Source organism: Polaromonas sp. AET17H-212 (assembly GCF_002379085.1).
Lineage (GTDB): Bacteria > Pseudomonadota > Gammaproteobacteria > Burkholderiales > Burkholderiaceae_C > Polaromonas.
In genome coordinates, this window is sequence record NZ_NBZW01000011.1 from 77,898 (window position 1) to 96,481 (window position 18,584).

An 18,584-nucleotide genomic window follows, 5' to 3' on the forward strand; every position below is an offset into this window, starting at 1 on the left:
TCTCCTGTTCAGGCCAGCGCGCGCTGGATGATGATTTTCTGCACGTCGGACGTGCCTTCGTAGATCTGGCAGACGCGCACGTCGCGGTAGATGCGCTCCACCGGGAAGTCGCTGACATAGCCGTAGCCGCCCAGGGTCTGGATGGCGGCGCTGCAAACCTGCTCGGCCATTTCGCTGGCGAAGAGTTTGGCCATCGCCGCTTCCTTCAGGCAGGGCAGGCCGGCGTCGCGCAGGCTGGCGGCGTGCCAGATCAGCTGGCGTGCGGCTTCGAGTTTCGTGGCGCAGTCGGCCAGCCGGAAACCGACCGCCTGGTGGTTGAAGATGGCGGTTCCGAAGCTCTGGCGCTCCTTGGCATATTGAACGGCGAATTCAAACGCGCTGCGCGCCATGCCCACGCTCTGCGCGGCAATGCCGATGCGCCCGCCTTCGAGCGCACCCAGCGCGATCTTGTAGCCCTCGCCCTCGGCGCCAATCAGGTTGTCGGCCGGGATGCGGCAGTTGTCGAAGTTGATCTGCGCCGTGTCGCTGGAGTTCTGGCCCAGCTTGTCTTCAAGGCGCGCCACGATGTAACCGGGCGCGTCGGTGGGCACCATGAAGGCGCTCATGCCTTTTTTGCCGGAGCCCTTGTCGGTGACCGCAATGACCACGGCCGCGTGGCCGTTCTTGCCGCTGGTGATGAACTGCTTGACGCCGTTGATCACGTACTCGTCACCCTCTTTCACCGCGGTGGTGCGCAGCGACGAGGCGTCGCTGCCCACATGCGGCTCGGTCAGGCAGAACACGCCCAGCATCTGGCCCTGCGCCAGCGGTGTCAGCCACTGCTTTTTCTGCGCGGCATTGCCGTAACGCAAAAGGATGGCGTTGACCGGGCAGTTGGTCACACTGATGGCCGTGCTGGTGCCGCCGTCGCCGGCGGCGATTTCCTCGATCACCAGCGCGAGCGTCAGGTAGTCGAGGTTGGCGCCGCCCAACGCTTCGGGCACGCAGATACCGTAAGCACCCAGCGCCGCCAGGCCTTGGTGCGCTTCTTTCGGGAAGTGGTGCGCCTTGTCCCACTTCGCGGCGTGGGGCCAGAGCTCCCGTTGCGCAAAATCGCGCACTGCGTCGCGGATCATCTGCTGGTCCTGCGTCAAGATCATGTCTGTTTACCAGGTGGCAAAACGCGAACCGTCGTGGTCGAGGAACGCGCCTTTGTGTTGGGGGCCCAGGCCCGAGATCGTCTGCCGCATGCTGGCGACGCTTTGCGCCACCGTCAACGGGGCGCCCGCGCCGCCCATGTCGGTCTGCACCCAGCCCGGCGACAGGGCAACCAGGATGGCGCCGGGGTAGTCGTGCTGCGCCGAGGCGACCGCCATGTTCAGGGCGGCCTTGCTGGCGCGGTAAACCCAGCCGCGGCTGTTTTCAACGCCGTCAATTTTCGCCATCGCGCTGCTGATGAAAACAAAGCGGCCCTTGCCGCCGCCCCCCGACCTGGCCGCTTCGACCAGGGGCGCCACCTGCGGAATGGCCTGCATCGCGCCCAGCACATTGGTGTGCATGGCCTGGTCGAAGACCTCGCGCGTGGGCGGCGCCAGCGCATCACCGGGGGGAAAGACACCGGCGACGTAGAGCGCCAGGTCGATCTCCTCGCCGTCCAGCATCCAGGCCAGGCCGCTGATGCTGGCCGGCTGGGCCACGTCGACGCGCAGGGCTTTGGCGCCCAGCGCTTTCAGGCGCTGCAGCCCCGCGTCGTCGCGTGCCGTGGCAATGACTTTCGCGCCGTCGGCCACGTACTGGCGCACAAACTCCAGCCCGATGCCGCGCGAGGCGCCGATGACGAGCACCGTGCTCATGTCAGGTCTTCATGCATCAAATCGGCCTCCAGCCCTTATTTTGCAAGCGCCAGAAGCTATGCAATTTATAGCAACTCGATGGCCAGCGCCGTGCCTTCGCCGCCGCCGATACACAGCGTGGCAACGCCTTTTTTCAGGCCGCGGGCCTGGAGCGCATACATCAGCGTGACGATGATGCGGGCGCCGCTGCAACCAATCGGGTGGCCGAGCGCGCAGGCGCCGCCGTTGACGTTGACGATGTCGTGGCCGATGCCGAGTTCCTTCATGGCGGCCATGGGCACGACGGCAAACGCCTCGTTGATTTCCCACAGGTCCACGTCTTTCACGCTCCAGCCGATTTTCTTGAGCAGCTTCTGCACGGCGCCGACCGGCGCGGTGGTGAACCACTCGGGCGCCTGGGCAAAGGTGGCGTGGCCGACGATGCGGGCCAGCGGCTTGGCGCCCAGTTCCTTGGCCGTCGATGCGCGCGTGAGCACCAGGGCGGCGGCACCGTCATTGATCGACGAGCTGGAGGCGGCGGTGATGGTGCCGTCTTTCTTGAAGGCCGGTCGCAGCGTGGAGATCTTGTCGAGCTTGACCTTGCCCGGACCTTCGTCGATGGAAATCACGGTGTCGCCGCTGCGGCCCTTGACGGTGACAGGGGTGATTTCGGCCTTGAAGGCGCCGGACTCGGTGGCGGCCTTGGCGCGGTTCACGCTGGTGGTGGCAAACGCGTCCTGCGCCTCGCGCGTGAACTGGTACTTCTCGGCGCACTGCTCGCCGAAGGTGCCCATGGCGCGGCCGGGTTCGTAGGCGTCTTCCAGGCCGTCGAGCATCATGTGGTCGTAAATGCGGTCATGGCCGATGCGGATGCCGCTGCGGCCCTTGAGCAGCAGGTGCGGTGCGTTGGTCATGCTTTCCATGCCGCCGGCCACCATCACGTCGCGGCTGCCGACCAGCAGCTGGTCGTGCGCGAGCATGGTGGCCTCCATGCCGGAGCCGCACATCTTGGACAGCGTGACCGCGCCCGCGCTGGCGGGCAGGCCGCCCTTGAAACCGGCCTGGCGCGCCGGCGCCTGGCCCTGGCCGGCCATCAGGCAGTTGCCGAACAGCACTTCGTCGACTTTTTCGGGCGCGACGCCCGAGCGCTCGATGGCAGCCTTGATGGCGGCGCCGCCGAGGTCGTGCGCGGCGAGGCTGGAAAAGTCGCCCTGGAAGCCGCCCATGGGGGTGCGGGCGGCGCCGAGGATGACAACGGAATCAGTGGTGGATGTGGACATGGTTTTCTCCTGAGTTGAACAAGTTAAACAAGTTAGGCAAGTTGAATGACTGCGCCGCGCTCTTCCTGAGCGACACGCAGGATGTATTGCTGAAAGCCGGGGTCTTCACCACGCAGCAACAGCGGCAGGGCATTGAAAAAATTCTCGCGCTGGCACCACTCGCGCATGTAGTCGTCCCAGCTGTTCCAGCGGCGCGCCTCGACCTCGCTCATGCGCTCGCTCCAGGCGACGATGTAGGCGCGCTCGAACAGCGAAATCAGCATGTCGTAGATGATCATGGTGCGTTCATTTTGCTCGCGCGTGGGGCTCTCCAGCGGCTCGTTGGTGCGCAGGTGCAGGTCGGGGTTGGCCAGCACGACCTTGAGGAAGTCGTTGTAGGCGTCGGACAGCAGCTGGTAGGCTTCTTCCTCCTCGTTGTTGCGCTCCTTGCGCTGCTCGAGGGCAAAGAAAAATATCGCAAACGGCAGGGCCAGCGCGGTGACCACGAAGCTGGCGTATTCCCAGGCGTCTCGCATGGTCGTCCTCAGGCTTTCTGCGGCGCGTGCCGGTGCACAAAACGCCGCTCGCGCTCATAGGGAAACACGTCGTGCACATGGCCGGCGGCAATGCGCTCCTTGTGGCCCTGCCAGAAGGCGGCGTCGAGCAGGTCGGCGTGGTGCTTCATGAAGACCTCGCGCACGGCGGGGTTGCCCAGCAGGAAAGGCTCGAAGGTTTCCGGGAACACGTCCCGGGGCCCGACCGAGTACCAGACCTCGCCGCTCATCTCTTCTTCCTCGTTGCGCGGTGTGGGCACCTTGCGGAAGTTGCAGTCGGTGAGGTATTCGATCTCGTCGTAGTCGTAGAACACCACCTTGCCGTGGCGCGTGATGCCGAAATTCTTGAACAGCATGTCGCCCGGGAAGATGTTGGCCGCCACCATGTCCTTGATGGCGTTGCCGTATTCGACCACGGCGCGCTCGATCTGCGCCTTCGCCGCCGGCTCGTCCACGCCGGTGTCGAAGGCTTCCTGCAGGTAGATGTTGAGCGGGATCATGCGCCGCTCGATGTACACATGCTTGATGATGACCTCGATGTTGCCGTCGCTGTCGCGGTCGCTGATCTCGAGCTGGCTGGGCGCAAATTTCTCGATTTCGGCAATCAGCGCGTCGTCGAAACGCTCGCGCGGGAAGGCCACCTCGCTGTACTCCTGCGTGTCGGCCATGCGGCCGACGCGGTCGTGCTGCTTGACCAGCAGGTACTTGGCCTTGATCTGCTCGCGCGTGGTTTCCTTCTGCGGCGGGTAATAGTCCTTGATGACCTTGAACACGTAGGGGAAGGATGGCAGGTCGAACACCAGCATGACCATGCCCTTGATGCCGGGGGCAATGCGGAAGCTGTCGGTCGAGTGGCGCAGGTGGTAGAGGAAGTCGCGGTAAAACAGCGTCTTGCCCTGCTTGGCCAGGCCCAAGGCGTTGTAGATTTCGGCGCGCGGCATGCGCGGCATCATGCTGCGCAGGAACTGCACGTAGGCCGAGGGGATGCCCATGTCCACCATGAAGTAGGCCCGGGCAAAACTGAACAGGATCAGCAGGTCGTCCTCGCCAATCAGCACCGCATCAATCGCCAGCTTGCCCGATTTGGCGTGCAGCAGCGGCAGGGCAAACGGCAGCTCGTTGAAGCCGTTGATCAGCTTGCCGACGATGTAGGCGCCCTTGTTGCGAAAGAACAGGCCCGAGAGCACCTGGATCTGGAAGTTGGCGCGCAGTTTGACGTCGCCGAGCCGGCCGCCGAGTTCCTCGACCACGTAGCCGGCATCGCGCGCCAGGTCTTCAAACTCGATGTGCAACTCGAAATCGTTGACCAGCCGGACCAGGTGGCTGTGCAGGGTGTCGCGCTGGGGGTAGTAGGCCCGGTAGGTGGGCCGCGCGGCGGGCTCGTCGTTTTCGATGTACTCGGTGCTGATGGCCGGCCGGACAAAAATGAAGTCGTTCTGGAAATAGCTGCGGTGCAGGATCTTGGTGGTGACCGAGTTGAAAAAGGTCTCGGCCAGCTCGGGCTGGTGATGGTCGACCAGCAGCCCGATGTAATGCAGCTTGACCTGGTGCCAGACGTCCATGGACTGCTCACCTGCCTTGAACTCGCGCTCCAGCCGGGTCGAGGCCTCGCGCACGCGCAGGTCGTAGAACTCGATGCGCTCGCGCTGGGCCCGCTGCTGGCCGTGCCAGTCGGCGGTTTCAAAACGGTGTTTGGCGCGCGCCGACTCGGTACGGAACAGCTGGTAATGCCGGTTGAAGCCGTCCATCATCGCCTTGGCGATGTCGTAGGCAAGCGGCGAGTCGAGGCGCTGCGGAAACATGGCCGTCAGGCGGGGCGCCGGGAGTCCCAGACACGTTCGACCGCCAGGCGGTACAGCGCATCAAGATCGGCGGGGTCGGAGATGGTCATCTTCAGGTCCTGCAGCAGGCCGTCGTGCACGCCAAAGGCCCAGCCGTGGATGCTGACCTTCTGGCCCTTGGCCCAGGCATCGACCATGACGGTGCTGACGCAGACGTTGACCACCTGCTCGATCACATTGAGGTCACATAGCGCGTCGGCGCGCAAGGCCTCGGGCAGGCTGTCGAGCAGCTGGCGGTGGCGATGGCGCACGTCCTGGATGTGGCGTATCCAGTTGTCGGCCAGGCCGATGCGCGCGCCGTCCAGCGCCGCCAGCACGCCGCCGCAACCGTAGTGGCCCACCACCATGATGTGTTCGACCTTGAGCATATCCACCGCGAACTGGATCGCCGACAGCGCGTTGAGGTCGGAGTGCACCACGATGTTGGCCACGTTGCGGTGCACAAACACCTCGCCCGGCTCCAGGCCGGTGATCTGGTTGGCCGGCACGCGGCTGTCGGAGCAGCCAATCCACATGTACTTGGGCTTTTGCTGCTTGACCAGCTTGGTGAAAAAACCGGGACGGTCCCGCTCCATCTGCTCGGCCCAGGCGCGGTTGTGGGAAAAAAGGTCTTGGATGGAGGAAGTCATGCTGCTATTTTCACCTGCGGGGAATAACACGGCTCACATGGACGGCTTACATGGTCTCGGCAAACAGCTCGCGCCCGATCAGCATGCGGCGGATCTCGCTGGTGCCGGCACCAATTTCATACAGCTTGGCGTCGCGCCAGAGCCGGCCCAGCGGGTAGTCGTTGATGTAGCCATTGCCACCGAAAATCTGCACGCCTTCGCCGGCCATCCAGGTGGCTTTTTCGGCGCACCAGAGAATGACGGACGCGCAGTCCTTGCGCACCTGGCGCACATGTTCGGTGCCGAGCAGGTCGAGGTTTTTGGCGACCGTGTAGGCAAAGGAGCGGCCGGCCTGCAGCACGGTGTACATGTCGGCCACCTTGCCCTGGATCAGCTGGAATTCGCCGATGCTGGTGCCGAACTGCTTGCGGTCGTGAATGTAGGGAATCACGCTGTCCATGACCGACTGCATGATGCCCAGCGGCCCGCCGGTCAGTACCGCGCGTTCGTAGTCGAGCCCGCTCATGAGCACCTTGGCGCCGCTGTTGAGGCCGCCCAGGATGTTCTGCGCCGGCACCTCGACATTGCTGAACACCAGCTCGCCGGTGTGCGAGCCGCGCATGCCCAGCTTGTCGAGCTTTTGCGCGACCGAAAAGCCCTTCATGCCTTTTTCAATCAGGAAGGCGGTGACGCCGCGCGCGCCGAGTTCGGGCTCGGTCTTGGCATACACCACCAGCGTGTCGGCGTCGGGGCCGTTGGTGATCCACATCTTGCTGCCGTTAAGCAGGTAGTAGCCGCCCTTGTCTTCGGCTTTCAGCTTCATGCTGAGGACATCGCTGCCGGCGCCGGGCTCGCTCATGGCCAGCGCACCGACATGTTCACCGCTGATCAGTTTGGGCAGGTATTTGGCGCGCTGCGCTTCGGTGCCGTTGCGCTTGATCTGGTTGACGCACAGGTTGCTGTGCGCGCCGTAGGACAGGCCGACGGAGGCGCTGGCGCGGCTGATTTCTTCCATCGCGATCATGTGGGCCAGGTAGCCCATGTTGGCGCCGCCGTACTCCTCGCTGACAGTGATGCCGAGTACGCCCAGGCTGCCCATTTTCTGCCAGAGGTCCATGGGGAACTGGTCGTTGGCGTCGATGGCGGCGGCGCGCGGCGCAATTTCGGCCTGGGCAAATTCGCGCACGGCGTCGCGCAGCGCGTCAATGTCTTCGCCGAGCTGGAAGTTGAGTCCGGGCAGGTTGTTCATGAGGGTCTCCTTGATTGGGTTCAGTTTTTCACGTCGTCGCGGCCGGTGATGGTCATCAGCGTCGCGCCCATGGTGGCAATGAGTTTTTCGCGGCCGTTGTCGATGGCATAGGCGCGCCCCTCGGTCACGGTGACGGTGCGCCCGGGCTTGATGACCTGCCCGACCATGCGGAAACGCTGGCCTTTGGCGGGGGCCAGCAGGTTGATCTTGTATTCGATGGTCAGCACGCCGGCGTCCAGCGGCATCAGCGTGAAGCCGGCGTAGCCGCAGGCCGAGTCGAGCGCCGTGGCCACCATGCCGGCATGCAGAAACCCATGCTGCTGGCTCAGGCCAGCCGCCCAGTCGAGCTCGATGACGACCCGGCCGGGCTCTATGCCGGCCAGCGCGGCGCCCAGCGTGGCCATGGCGCCCTGGCGCGCAAAACTGTCCTGCACGCGGGCCGCATAGCCCGGGTCCTTGGGCTCGAAATGGGGTAGTTCCATGGCCGGTTCCTGGTTGACGTTTACGTAAACGTCAATTATGGCCTATTTTGCGGTTTTGGCCGTCTTGGCCAGCAGGGCGCGGGCTTCCTTTTCATGGAGCCTGACCTCTTCCAGATTGGCCTGCAGGTCGGCCATCTGCTCCTCGAGCTGCTTGCGGTGCTGGGCCAGCACGGCCAGGAATTTCTTCAGCTGCGGGCCGGTGTCACGCGGGCTGTCGTAGGTGTCAATGATTTCCTTGGCCTCGGACAGGCTCAGCCCCAGGCGCTTGGCGCGCAAGGTGAGCTTGAGCCGGGTGCGGTCGCGCGCGCTGTACACGCGGTTACGCCCGCCGGGTCCCTCGCGCTGCGGCTGCAACAGGCCCATATCTTCGTAGAAACGGATGGCGCGTGTGGTCAGGTCGAACTCTTTGGCCAGATCGCTGATGGAGTGCGTGGTCGTGGTTGCCATGTGGTGAAACCCTGGTGACAGGGCCCTCGTGAAGCCGCTAGCTAATTCGGGTGTAATGCAGACATCAAGCTTACGTTAACGTAAACGTCAATCCAACCGGCGATCTTACAAGATGAATCCACAGGAAGCCCAGCTGCACTACCCTTTCGGCGATGCCCTGCCGCCGTCCGGCGGCGCCCTGGAGGTCGCCCCGGGCGTCAAGTGGCTGCGCATGCGCCTGCCCTTTGCGCTGGACCACATCAACCTCTGGCTGCTGCGCGACGAGCTGCCCGGCCCCGCGGGCAGCGTGTCCGGCTGGACGGTGGTGGATTGCTGCGTTAGCAGGGACGAGTCGAAAGCGCAGTGGGAACAGATTTTTGCGGGTGAACTGGAAGGCCTGCCGATTCTGCGGGTCATCGTGACGCACATGCACCCGGACCACATCGGCCTGGCGCACTGGCTGTGCCAGCGCTGGAACGCGCCGCTGTGGATCAGTGCCACCGACTACCACACGGCCCGCATCGCCACCGGCAACAGCACCGGCTTCGGCGGCGAAAGCGCCGCCGGGTTTTTTGCCTCGCATGGGCTGACCGACACCGAGTCCCTGGCACAAATCCGGGCGCGCGCCAACTACTACCCCGGCCTGGTGCCCGACGTGCCCGCGCGCTTTCACCGCATGATGGACGGCCAGGCCATCAGCATCGGCGGGCGCCGCTGGACCTGCATCAGCGGCTACGGCCATGCGCCCGAACACATTGCGCTGCACTGTGCCGAAACCCGCACGCTGATCAGCGGTGACATGGTGTTGCCGCGCATCTCGACCAATGTCAGCGTGTACGACACCGAGCCCGAATCCAACCCGCTGACCCTGTTTTTGCAGTCCATCGACAAGTTCGCGCCCCTGCATGCCGATACGCTGACCCTGCCCTCGCACGGCAAACCCTTCCGGGGCCTGCACACACGGATTGCGCAGCTGCACGCGCATCACCGCGACCGCCTGGCCGAGGTCATGCAAGCCTGCCAGGCCAGCCCCTGCAGCGGCGCCGACATCCTGCCCGTGATGTTCAAGCGTGTCCTGGACCTGCACCAGACCACCTTCGCCATGGGCGAGGCGGTGGCGCATCTGCACACCTTGTGGTTTGAAGGCCGGTTGCAGCGCCGGCTGGGCGATGACGGCATCTACCGGTTTGAACCGGCCTGAAGCGCTGATCTCCCCCGGGGGAGCGCGGGGTTCAGCGGGCGCCAGCTTTCAGTTGGCGCGCGTTGCTGCCAGGCTGGGTCAGACGGCCGGCGGGAAGCCGCTGGCAGAGTCCGAGCCCTGCGGCAGGGACATGAAGAAGCTGGCGCCGCCCTTGTCAGCAGCCACAGCCCAGACCTCACCGCCATGCAGTTGGGCCACACGCTTGACAATCGCCAGGCCCAAGCCGGTGCCGGGAAAGTCCACCGCCGAATGCAGGCGCTCGAAAGCCGTGAACAGTTTGTCGGTGTAGGCCGTATCGAAACCGGCACCATTGTCAGAGACCGACAGGACGAGCTCTGTCGGGTTTTTCCCCGGCATGAGGTCCACCCTGATCCAGCTCTGCTCTTTCCTGGCGGTGAACTTCCAGGCGTTGTCGAGCAGACAGGCCAACGCAATGCAAAGCTGGTCTTTGTCACAGACAAGCAGCAGCGCAGGCTCCATCTCAAGCACCAGACGCCGGGCCGGCTCGCGCTTGTGCAACTCGGCCACAATGCGCTGGCACACGGGGGCCAGGTCCACCCGTTGCAGCGCCATGGGCATGCTCGGCAAATAGGTCAGGGTGCGCAAATCATCGATCAGCCTGGCCAGCTGGAGGCTGCTCGCCTGAATGCGCGCGAGGTAATGCTGACCTTGCGCATCAAGCGCTGCGCCATGGCGCTCCGCCAGCGTGGTGGCAAAACCGTCGATCACATGCAACGGCCCCTTCAGGTCGTGCAGCACGGCCCTCGTGAAAGCGTCGAATTCACCACGGCTACGCTGCAGTTCGCCGGTGCATTGCGCGATGCGCATCTCGAGCTCTTCATTGAGCCTGGACAGATGGGCATCGGCGAGGTGACGCGCGCCAACGTCAGTCACACTGACCAGCACGGCCGGCCGCAACGTCCATTGCACGCTGGAGCAGGCCAGCTCAACAAGCATGCGCTCGCCATCTGCCCTCTTCTGGGTGCACAGCCGCATTTCCTGCTGAAAGTCACCTGGCGGCAGCGAGTCCAGCAGGGATGCCCCTTCGCCCTCGGGGAAAAGCGCTTCAACGAAAAGCGCCTTCAGCGCTGCCGGCGCCATGCCATACAGCGCGGCCGCAGCGTTGTTGGCCGCCAAAATGTGCCGTGAGCCGGCATCGAACAACCACATCGCCTGCGGATGAGCGTCGAACAGGGTCTGGTTGCAGGACTCGCTGTATCGCAGCGCACGCGAGGCCTGATGGATGGCGCTGATATCCCTGAGCGTTACCAGCAAGCCGTCGTCATGCTGGCGCAGGCAGTACTCGACCCACTGCTCCTCAAACGCATGCCAGACCACAAAGGCGTGGCTGCCGGTTTCCAGCAACGCCTGCTCGGCGGCGCCGCGGTACTCATCTGCAATTTCTTCCGGTACCGCATCCCAGAAATCATTCCCCCGGAGATCGCCGAGCGCGGAGTGCATGAGCGCCTGGGCACAACTGTTGAAGGCCACCACCCGGCCGGTGTTGTCCAGCAAGACAATGCCGTCGGACGACAGATCAAGACCGGCCTGCAGGGCCTCCGCGTTGGCGCGCGCCTGCCCGGATTGGGCTCCTGGAAGCAGTGCCCGCCGGCTTCCCCTCAGCGACTTCAGCCATGCGTTGAAATGGGTCAGCGGGGCCAAGACCAGGCTTCTTCAAACGCGGAGGGGATGCTGCCCTGGTGCGTCGTTCCAGAAATACCTGCACCCGATGAAACCGATTGATTCGCGCCCGGGATCAGGCACCAACCACAGACGCAGACGCAGACGCAGCCTGGGCCAGGATTTACCAGGGACGGAAGAGCGAGGGTACGCCGTCATGTGTCGACAGGTCCGGGCCGAGTCCTAGCGCCACTTGCGGTTGGCCACCAGCAGCGCCGTGACGTACCCATGCAGCCAGTCGAAATTGATCGGCTTCTCAAGGTAGTAGGAGTTGGGTGGCAGGCCGCCTCTTTCCGTGATGGATTCGCGGGGCAAGCCGCTGATGACGAGGATCTGCATGGCCAGCAACTGCTGGTTGCGCTTGAGGGCCCGCAGCATTTCCATGCCGTCCACGCCGGGCATGTTCAGGTCGGTGATCAAGAGGTCCGGGCGCATGCTGGCAATGTCCATCAATGCCTCCAGCGCAGACGGCATGAAACTGCAGTCCACCGCCATGTCCCATTCGTCGAAATGGGCCTTGTAAAGCTCGCAGGTGGCCTCGTCGTCTTCCACCACCAGGACGCTCAGGCGATTGCGCGGATCTGCGTCCACCTGGGCGCGTTGTGGACTGTTTTTCTGCAGGTAGGCATTGATGGCACGCAGGGAAAGCCGGCGGTGGCCTCCCAGGGTTTTCCAGGCCTCAATCTCGCCCTTCTCGACCAGTGACTGCACGGTAGCTACCGACAAGCCCAGCAGTTTGGCGGCATAGGTGGTTCCGCAATAGTCATCGCTGGAGAAATCGCTCGCAGTGATGGCTTTTTCGAAAGTTTGGGATTCGCGGGACATAAAAAAACCTATTGAATACTACATCTGCAATTTAAACAATTTAGTGAATTTAAGCAATTGGATTTAATAACCATCAATTCATAGCCATTTTTTACAACTGCCCCCCCTGTGCCGCCTTCAAGCGACGGCCCCGCCGCCTGGCAGGGTAAAAAAGAAGGTGGCCCCCTTGCCGGGTTCAGCCTGAGCCCAGACCTTGCCGCCATGGCGGCCAATCACCCGGCTGACGGTGGCCAGACCCACACCGGTGCCTGGAAACTCGGTCACCGCATGCAGCCGCTGAAAGGTATGGAATAGCTTGTCGGCATAGGCCATGTCAAAGCCCGCGCCGTTGTCCTGCACGAAAAACACAGACAGCCCGGCAGCGTCGGTCGTTCGTCCGACCCGGATATCGGTATGGGACCGCCCGGAAGAAAATTTCCAGGCGTTGCCGAGCAGGTTTTCCATCACCACGTGGATCAGTCGCCCGTCGCCCTGGGCCTGCAAGCCCTCTTCGATGGTGATGCTGGCCACGCGCTCCGGGTTGCGTCCCTGGCATTCATCGACAACTTCCCGCGCCATCACGCTCAAATCCACCGCTTCATGGCGCAATTGCATGCGCGAAACCTGCGCCAGCGACAGCAAGTCCTCGATCAGCCGCCCCATCTGGGCCACACCCGCATGGATACGCGACAGGTAGTGCTGGATTTTTTCGTTCGGGCTGCCGGCGTTGAGCTGCTTGGCCAGCAGGCGGCTGAAACCGTCCACCGTGTTCAATGGTGAGCGCAGATCATGCGAAACCGAGTAGGAAAAGGCTTCGAGTTCCTGGTTGGACAAGCGCAGGGCTGACTCAATGTCCTTGATGTCAGTCACGTCGGCGTCGATGCCGACCCAGAACATCACGTTGGCCTGATCGTCCAGCACCGGGGAAGCCCGGTAAGACATGGTGTGGTAAGTGCCGTCCGCCGCACGCAGTCGCCGCATCCCCACGTAAGCCGTCAGGGTCCGGCGGGACATCTCCCATTTGGCAGACATGTCAGCGATGTCGTCCGGGTGCACCACGGCGGTCCACTTGTGCCCCATCCAGTCAGCCGGTGTCCCACCCATCAACTCATACCACTTGCGGTTCAGGTAGGTCACCTTGCCGTCGACGTCAACATTCCAGATGATCTGCGGGGCCTGCTCGGCCAGCGCCCGGAACAGGGCCTCCTGCCGCGCCAAAGCGGCAGTCCTTTCCACGACTTTTTCTTCCAGCCCCTGGTTGAGCCGCTGGACCTGCTCAAAAAGCTGGCTGTTTTCAATGGCGATGGACGCCAGTTGTGCGAGCTCGGTACCCACATACTCGTCCTGCAGGGTGAACTCGCCATCGTATTTATCGCTCAACTGCAGCAGCCCGATGTTCTCGCCACTCTGGCCGGTGAGAGGAACCGCCAGCCAGCCCCGCATGAAGGCGCCTGCCCCGGCGCCATCGCCTGCACCGACCCAGCGCGGATCCGCCTCCAGCCCGGACTGGGTCAAGCGCATCGGCCGGTTGGTTTCGCAGACGACGGCATCCAGGCCACAGCCATGCGTCAGTCGCACCAGATCGCGACAGTGGGCATATTTGTCCGAATGCGACACAGCGTTGACAGTCCGCGCCTGCTCTCCGGAAACCGTCAGGCTCACCACGGCCTGGTGGGCACCCACCACGGCCCGCACCTGGTCCACGGTTTCCTGCATGGTTGCTTCGACGGTGCGGTGGCGCGTGATCGCGTGGGTCGCGTCGGCGGCACGCTGCAGCGTGAACAGGTAGTCCTGTACGTCCTTTTCGGCCCTGACCTGTGCGGTGATATCCAGAGCGACCGCGAAACGCGCCTCCTGGCCCATGTAGGTGATGGCCCGGGCCACGGTCTCCACGGGAAATTCCATGCCGTCCTTGCGCAGATGCAGCCACCGGCCCGGCTGGCCGTTGATGCCCAGGGCAAGATGCTGCCTCAACCGGGCCTGCTCCCCCTCGGACCGGATATCGAACAGCGTCAGCTGTAAAAACTCTTCGCGGGAGTGGCCATAGTTCGAGACCGCAGCCTCGTTGACCGCGAGAAACCGGGAGGTCTCGGCGTCGACGATCCACATCGGTACAGGCGCAGCCTTGAACAGGGCTGCATAACGCTGCTCGCTGTCGATCATGGCCTGCTCGGCGAGTTTGCGCCGGGTGATGTCGCGCTCGACGGCGACGATGTGGGTCACCCGCCCCTGCGTGTCTGCAATGGGCACCATGTCCAGATCCAGCCAGATCTCCTCACCGCTTTTTTTATAGTTGATCAGCTCCGCGCGTACGGATTCCCCCTTGCGCAGCGCCGAACCGATGCGATCGAGCTCGGCACGCTGGGTTTGCGGGCCCTGCAGAAAACGTGGTGACCGGCCCAGCGCTTCCTCGCGGCTGTAGCCGGTGCGCCGCTCAAACGCGTTGTTGACAAACACGATGCGCGGCCCCGGCTCATCCAGCGAATCGGCATCGGTGATCAGCACGATGTCGTTCAGCCGGGAAATGGCGGCCTCCAGCAACCGGAGTTGCGCCTGGGACTCATGCTGGTCGGTGATGTCCTGAAGCACCCCCATGAGGCGCACGACCTTGCCGTCCCTCAACAGGGCATGGCCCCGCGTGCGCACCCAGATGCGGCGTCCCTGCGCCGTGACCAGCGGCGCCTCCATGTCCCAGGGCGTGCCGTCGGCCAGCGCCGCGGCCAGCGTCGCGCGCGCCAGGGGCTGCATCTCCGGCGGATGGAAGCCGAGCGCCTGTTTCGTCCCCAGTACCACGGACGGATCGAGGTCAAGAATCCGGTACACCTCTGCGGACCAGTACGGCGTCATGGTCTCGACGGTGAACTCCCAGCCCCCGATCCGGGCCATCTCACCGGTCTGCTGCAGCAACTCCGTGTGGCGGGCACTGGCCAGTTCCGCCTGCTTGCGGGCCGTGATGTCCTGGACCACGCCGGCGCGCCACACAACCTGGCCGCTGCCGTCAGCCTGGGACTCCCCGAGCTGGTGTATCCAGCGGATCTGCCCGTCCACGGTGCGGATGCGGTACTCCACGTCCATGCGCTGGCCCGCCTGTATGGCAGCCTCCCGCACACGGAGGTAGCCGTCACGGTCTTCCGGATGGATCATCGCAATCACGGTGTCCGGTCGCCCGTCAAAGCCCGCCTGGGTCAACCCGAAGAGTTCGTACACCTCGTCGGACCACCAGAGCTGGCCGGTGATCAGGTTCAGCTCCCAGTTGCCGATCCGCCCCAGCCGCTGGGCATTGAGCAGCTTGCGCTGGACCTCGCTGAGTTGCTCGTAACTGCGCATCTGCTCCAGCTGCAGCTGCTGCATGTGGGTGATGTCTGAAAACACCATCAAGGCGCCCACAATGCCGTCCGCGCCCTGCATCGGACGGTAGGTGCAGCTGATCAGGCGGCCCACCGGCTCGCGCTCGTTGCGCACCAGCATGGGCAGGGGGCCGCCGCTCTCGCCGCGCAGGGCCTTGTGCAGGGGCAGGTCCTCGAAACCATACAGACGCTGCGTGTCCGGGACAAACAGCCCCTGGCGCTGGGGCCACAGCGGCGCCAGCACCATGGAGGTGTCATCAATGCCGAACAACTGGGAGGCGGTCTGATTGACCAGGATCACCCGTCCGGCGGCGTCCACCGCCAGCAGGCCTTCCTGCATGCTGTTGATGGTCAGCTCCAGCGCGGCATACGCCTGCCGGTTTCGCGTCAGTTCATTTTCCAGAGCCCTTTCGCGATGCTGCAGCGAGTCAGCCATCAGGTTGAAGCCCGATGCAATTCTGGAGAATTCACTCTGGACCTCACCCGGCCTCATGGGCACGCGCACGTCCAGAAAGCCCTTTTCCAGCTCTCGCGTGGCGTGAAGAAGCTGGCGGGCCGGCGCCACAATCGAACGGCTGGCAATCAACCAGGCAAGCCCCCCGCCAAGAAGCGCCACCAGCGCCAGTACCGCCAGCTCCAGCCACAGCTGGCGCCGGACAGGCGCGACGATCAGGTCGCGGTCCATGCTGACCGACACGAAAACCGCCGCTTCCGTGTTCGGGCTGCTCGGCATGAACGCCCACAAACGTTCATGGCCCCCGCCATCCGGTCCTTCGCGCACCCCGGTGCTCATGGCCTTGACTGCTTCCTGCAAGACAGGGCTGCGAACCTTGTCGCCCACGCGGATAGGCAGGGCCGGTCTGCCCGCCAGCAGGGCACCCTCGCGGTCCTGAACGCCCAGCGCAGCCCCCGACGGCAGCTGTATGCCCGCAATCGTGTCGGCCATCCGGGCCAGATCGAAGGAGGCGTACACCACCCCGGTCACCTTGTCATCCGCGCCCATGACAGGCAACGCAAAGGTCAGAACTGGCGTGCCGGCAAGCCGTCCGACCGCATAGGTGCCCACCACAAAGCGGCGCTGGGCGATGGCATTGCGAAAATAGGTGCGATCACCCAGAAAGGCTTTCTTGGCGCTCCCCAGCGCGTGGCAACGGGTTTGTCCGTCCAGCCCCAGGACGCCGAGATTGGCGTATTCGGGAAGATGGCGGGTCAGGCTGGAAAAATGGCGGTCGCACCCGGCGGCGTCGCTGTCCTGCACCTCCGGCAGCGAAGCAAGCAGGGTCAGCACCTGCCGGGCGGAGTCGGCCACCCGCTCCTGGCTCGCTGCGGCGAGCGAAGCGGCGAACTGCAGGTTGGCCTTGGCGCGTTCCACCTCAGCGTCAGCGTTATGCAGCGCCTTGAACATCGACAGGCCGAACAGCGGAACAATCGCCACCAGTACCAGGACGACAATGCGCGTGCGCAGGCTGACATTCACTTTCATGCGCTAACCCGCTGCGGCATGGGCCAACGGGGGCGGGACGCGCCCGGACAGGCGCACATGGGACGGGGCTGAAGGGCTTGAAAAGGAATCAGGTCGGTGTTCATTCGGACGGTGTTGCCGAAGCAGGCCGCCAGCGGCCGCTTTCAGATGGACTCACCCGACTGTAAGTCATCTGCGACAGCCCTCCCACCTGGTCGCAAGGGCCGGCCAAGCGGCGGTCAAGCGGCGGCGATGGACTCGTTGACCCGCAGCCAGTAGTCCTGCAGACGACTGAGCTTTTCCGTGAAGTCGCCGAAATCGACCGGCTTGCGCACAAAGCCGTTGGCGCCGCTCTGGTAGCAGGCAATGATGTCGGACTGCTCGCTCGACGAGGTCAGCATGACCACCGGAACCAGCGCCGTCAACGGGTTGCTGCGCAGGCTGCGCAAAACATCCAGGCCAGACAGCTTGGGCAGCTTCATGTCAAGCAAGACAAAGGCCGGCTGTTTCTGTGTATCTCGCCCTGCGTGGGCGCCCTGGCCAAACAGGTAATCCAGCGCCTCGGCGCCATCGCGCGCGGTCACGATGGCCGTGTCCGCGCCCTGCTCCTGCAAAGTCAGGACAGTGAGCTCCAAGTGGTCGGGATTGTCCTCCACCACGAGAATGGGTTTGTCATGCATAAAAAACCTTTATGTTCATCGCGACTTCTCTAGTGCTTTTGTCATATTTATCATATTTGACATATTACAGAAGTTTACACAATTGTCCAGCAACTTATGACCGCTTTTCCGTCGCGCCCCAAGGGCCCCTGAGGGACTCTTTGGTCCGCCCTCGCCGCTACCACCTCGGGACCGCCTCTTCCTTCAACTGGCTGCGCAGCTCGGCATAGTCAGGAACCACCGTACGCACAGTGTCCCAAAAACGCGGGCTGTGGTCCATCACCCGCAAATGACTCAGCTCGTGCACCACCACATAGTCGATCACGGACTGCTTGAAGTGAATCAGCCGCCAGTTCAGCCGGATCGCACCATCGGCGCTGGCGCTGCCCCAGCGCGTTCCGGCGCTGCTCAGGCTCAGCTTGCGCCACTGCACACCGAGGTGGGGCGCAAAGTGGTTGAGGCGTTCGGTGAAGAGACGCTTGGCCTGGCGCATCAGCCAGGCCTGCACGGAGTCGCGGATCTGCTCCGGCGTCGCATCGTGCGCCAGGGCGATGTGCAAGCTCAGGTTCGCCTCGCCTGGCAGGCCGCTGTCAGGCGTGCTGGCGCCGGTGTTCAGTACAGACCCGGACCCAGCGAGGCTCTTGAGTTCACCGCCCACCGCACCAAAGGCATGCCGCGGGTCAATCACCACTGTCACGGGTTCGCCAAGGAAAGGCAGGGTCGCCCCGTCTTTCCATTCGATGCGCGCCGACTCGAGTCGGTCGTGACGGGCGCGGGTTTCCTGCAGCTTGCGCACGATCCAGCCGGATTTTTCCTGTACGGCCTTGTCGATGTCATACAGCGGCACCCATTTGGGCGCGCTGACGACCAGCCCTTCGGCGCCGACTGAAAACCCGATGGTGCGCCGCTTGCCACGCCGGAACTGGTAAGCCACCACGGCGCCCTCCAGCAGGGCCTCGCGTGTGGCCGCAGGGTGGCGGTAGGTGGCCGGCGCCAGCACTTGCGCCAGGGTTTGGGGCGCTAGCGCGTCCGGCGCGTCATCTGCTACTTTTTTTATAGCGACATCCGAAGGGCCGACATGGGCTGGAGGCTGATTTGACCTTGGCCCGGCACGCTTTCCAGGAGGCGTTGCCGCAGGCCTGGCAGGCTCCAGGTCAAAAAGGTCAAGCGTGAACTGGAGAAACCGTTGCATGCAAACAGT

At 63.9% G+C, this 18,584-nt stretch carries 15 protein-coding genes; 1 reads left to right on the forward strand and 14 read right to left on the reverse strand.

The window, feature by feature from the left end; genetic code table 11:
• Positions 1-8 precede the first annotated feature (8 nt).
• The 9 genes from B7G53_RS10785 to B7G53_RS10825 all read right to left on the reverse strand — a co-directional run bounded on the left by B7G53_RS10785 (position 9) and on the right by B7G53_RS10825 (position 8,251).
• Entirely contained in the window at positions 9-1,139 is a 1,131-nt protein-coding gene (locus tag B7G53_RS10785; protein WP_096667434.1) for an acyl-CoA dehydrogenase family protein, read from the reverse strand.
• A gap of 6 nt (positions 1,140-1,145) precedes the next feature.
• Positions 1,146-1,832: an SDR family oxidoreductase gene (locus B7G53_RS10790; protein ID WP_096667436.1), complete on the reverse strand. Its 687-nt coding sequence runs from the start codon at positions 1,830-1,832 to the stop codon at positions 1,146-1,148.
• A 65-nt stretch (positions 1,833-1,897) separates the two neighbouring features.
• On the reverse strand, positions 1,898-3,091 hold the full coding sequence (locus tag B7G53_RS10795) for an acetyl-CoA C-acyltransferase (protein ID WP_096667438.1): 1,194 nt from the start codon (positions 3,089-3,091) through the stop codon (positions 1,898-1,900).
• Positions 3,092-3,123: 32 nt separating this feature from the next.
• Entirely contained in the window at positions 3,124-3,606 is a 483-nt protein-coding gene (locus B7G53_RS10800) for a hypothetical protein (RefSeq protein ID WP_096667440.1), read from the reverse strand.
• Positions 3,607-3,614: 8 nt separating this feature from the next.
• Positions 3,615-5,426, reverse strand: coding sequence for a bifunctional isocitrate dehydrogenase kinase/phosphatase (gene aceK / locus B7G53_RS10805; RefSeq protein WP_096667442.1), 1,812 nt, complete (start codon positions 5,424-5,426; stop codon positions 3,615-3,617).
• 5 nt (positions 5,427-5,431) lie between these two features.
• The gene (can, locus tag B7G53_RS10810) at positions 5,432-6,094 is read right to left on the reverse strand and encodes a carbonate dehydratase (RefSeq protein ID WP_096667444.1); all 663 of its coding nucleotides are present in this window, start codon (positions 6,092-6,094) and stop codon (positions 5,432-5,434) included.
• 46 nt (positions 6,095-6,140) lie between these two features.
• Entirely contained in the window at positions 6,141-7,322 is a 1,182-nt protein-coding gene (locus B7G53_RS10815) for an isovaleryl-CoA dehydrogenase (protein ID WP_096667446.1), read from the reverse strand.
• A gap of 20 nt (positions 7,323-7,342) precedes the next feature.
• Positions 7,343-7,804, reverse strand: a complete 462-nt coding sequence (locus B7G53_RS10820) for a PaaI family thioesterase (RefSeq protein ID WP_096667448.1) — start codon at positions 7,802-7,804, stop codon at positions 7,343-7,345.
• A 42-nt stretch (positions 7,805-7,846) separates the two neighbouring features.
• Positions 7,847-8,251, reverse strand: coding sequence for a MerR family transcriptional regulator (locus B7G53_RS10825; RefSeq protein ID WP_096667450.1), 405 nt, complete (start codon positions 8,249-8,251; stop codon positions 7,847-7,849).
• A 112-nt stretch (positions 8,252-8,363) separates the two neighbouring features.
• Here B7G53_RS10825 and B7G53_RS10830 point away from each other — a divergent pair, with 112 nt between their 5' ends.
• Entirely contained in the window at positions 8,364-9,431 is a 1,068-nt protein-coding gene (locus B7G53_RS10830; protein ID WP_096667452.1) for an MBL fold metallo-hydrolase, read from the forward strand.
• 78 nt (positions 9,432-9,509) lie between these two features.
• Here the strand turns inward: B7G53_RS10830 and B7G53_RS10835 are convergent, their stop codons facing one another.
• The 5 genes from B7G53_RS10835 to B7G53_RS10855 form a co-directional block, all read right to left on the reverse strand.
• Positions 9,510-11,093, reverse strand: coding sequence for a sensor histidine kinase (locus tag B7G53_RS10835; protein WP_255249972.1), 1,584 nt, complete (start codon positions 11,091-11,093; stop codon positions 9,510-9,512).
• Between the two features lie 201 nt (positions 11,094-11,294).
• Entirely contained in the window at positions 11,295-11,936 is a 642-nt protein-coding gene (locus B7G53_RS10840) for a response regulator (RefSeq protein ID WP_096667454.1), read from the reverse strand.
• Positions 11,937-12,053: 117 nt separating this feature from the next.
• Positions 12,054-16,745 carry a PAS domain S-box protein gene (locus B7G53_RS10845; RefSeq protein ID WP_096667456.1) on the reverse strand — a complete coding sequence of 1,564 codons (4,692 nt, stop codon included), beginning with the start codon at positions 16,743-16,745 and terminating at the stop codon, positions 12,054-12,056.
• Between the two features lie 218 nt (positions 16,746-16,963).
• On the reverse strand, positions 16,964-17,404 hold the full coding sequence (locus B7G53_RS10850; protein WP_096667458.1) for a response regulator: 441 nt from the start codon (positions 17,402-17,404) through the stop codon (positions 16,964-16,966).
• Positions 17,405-17,561: 157 nt separating this feature from the next.
• Entirely contained in the window at positions 17,562-18,575 is a 1,014-nt protein-coding gene (locus tag B7G53_RS10855; protein WP_096667460.1) for a M48 family metallopeptidase, read from the reverse strand.
• Positions 18,576-18,584: the final 9 nt, after the last annotated feature.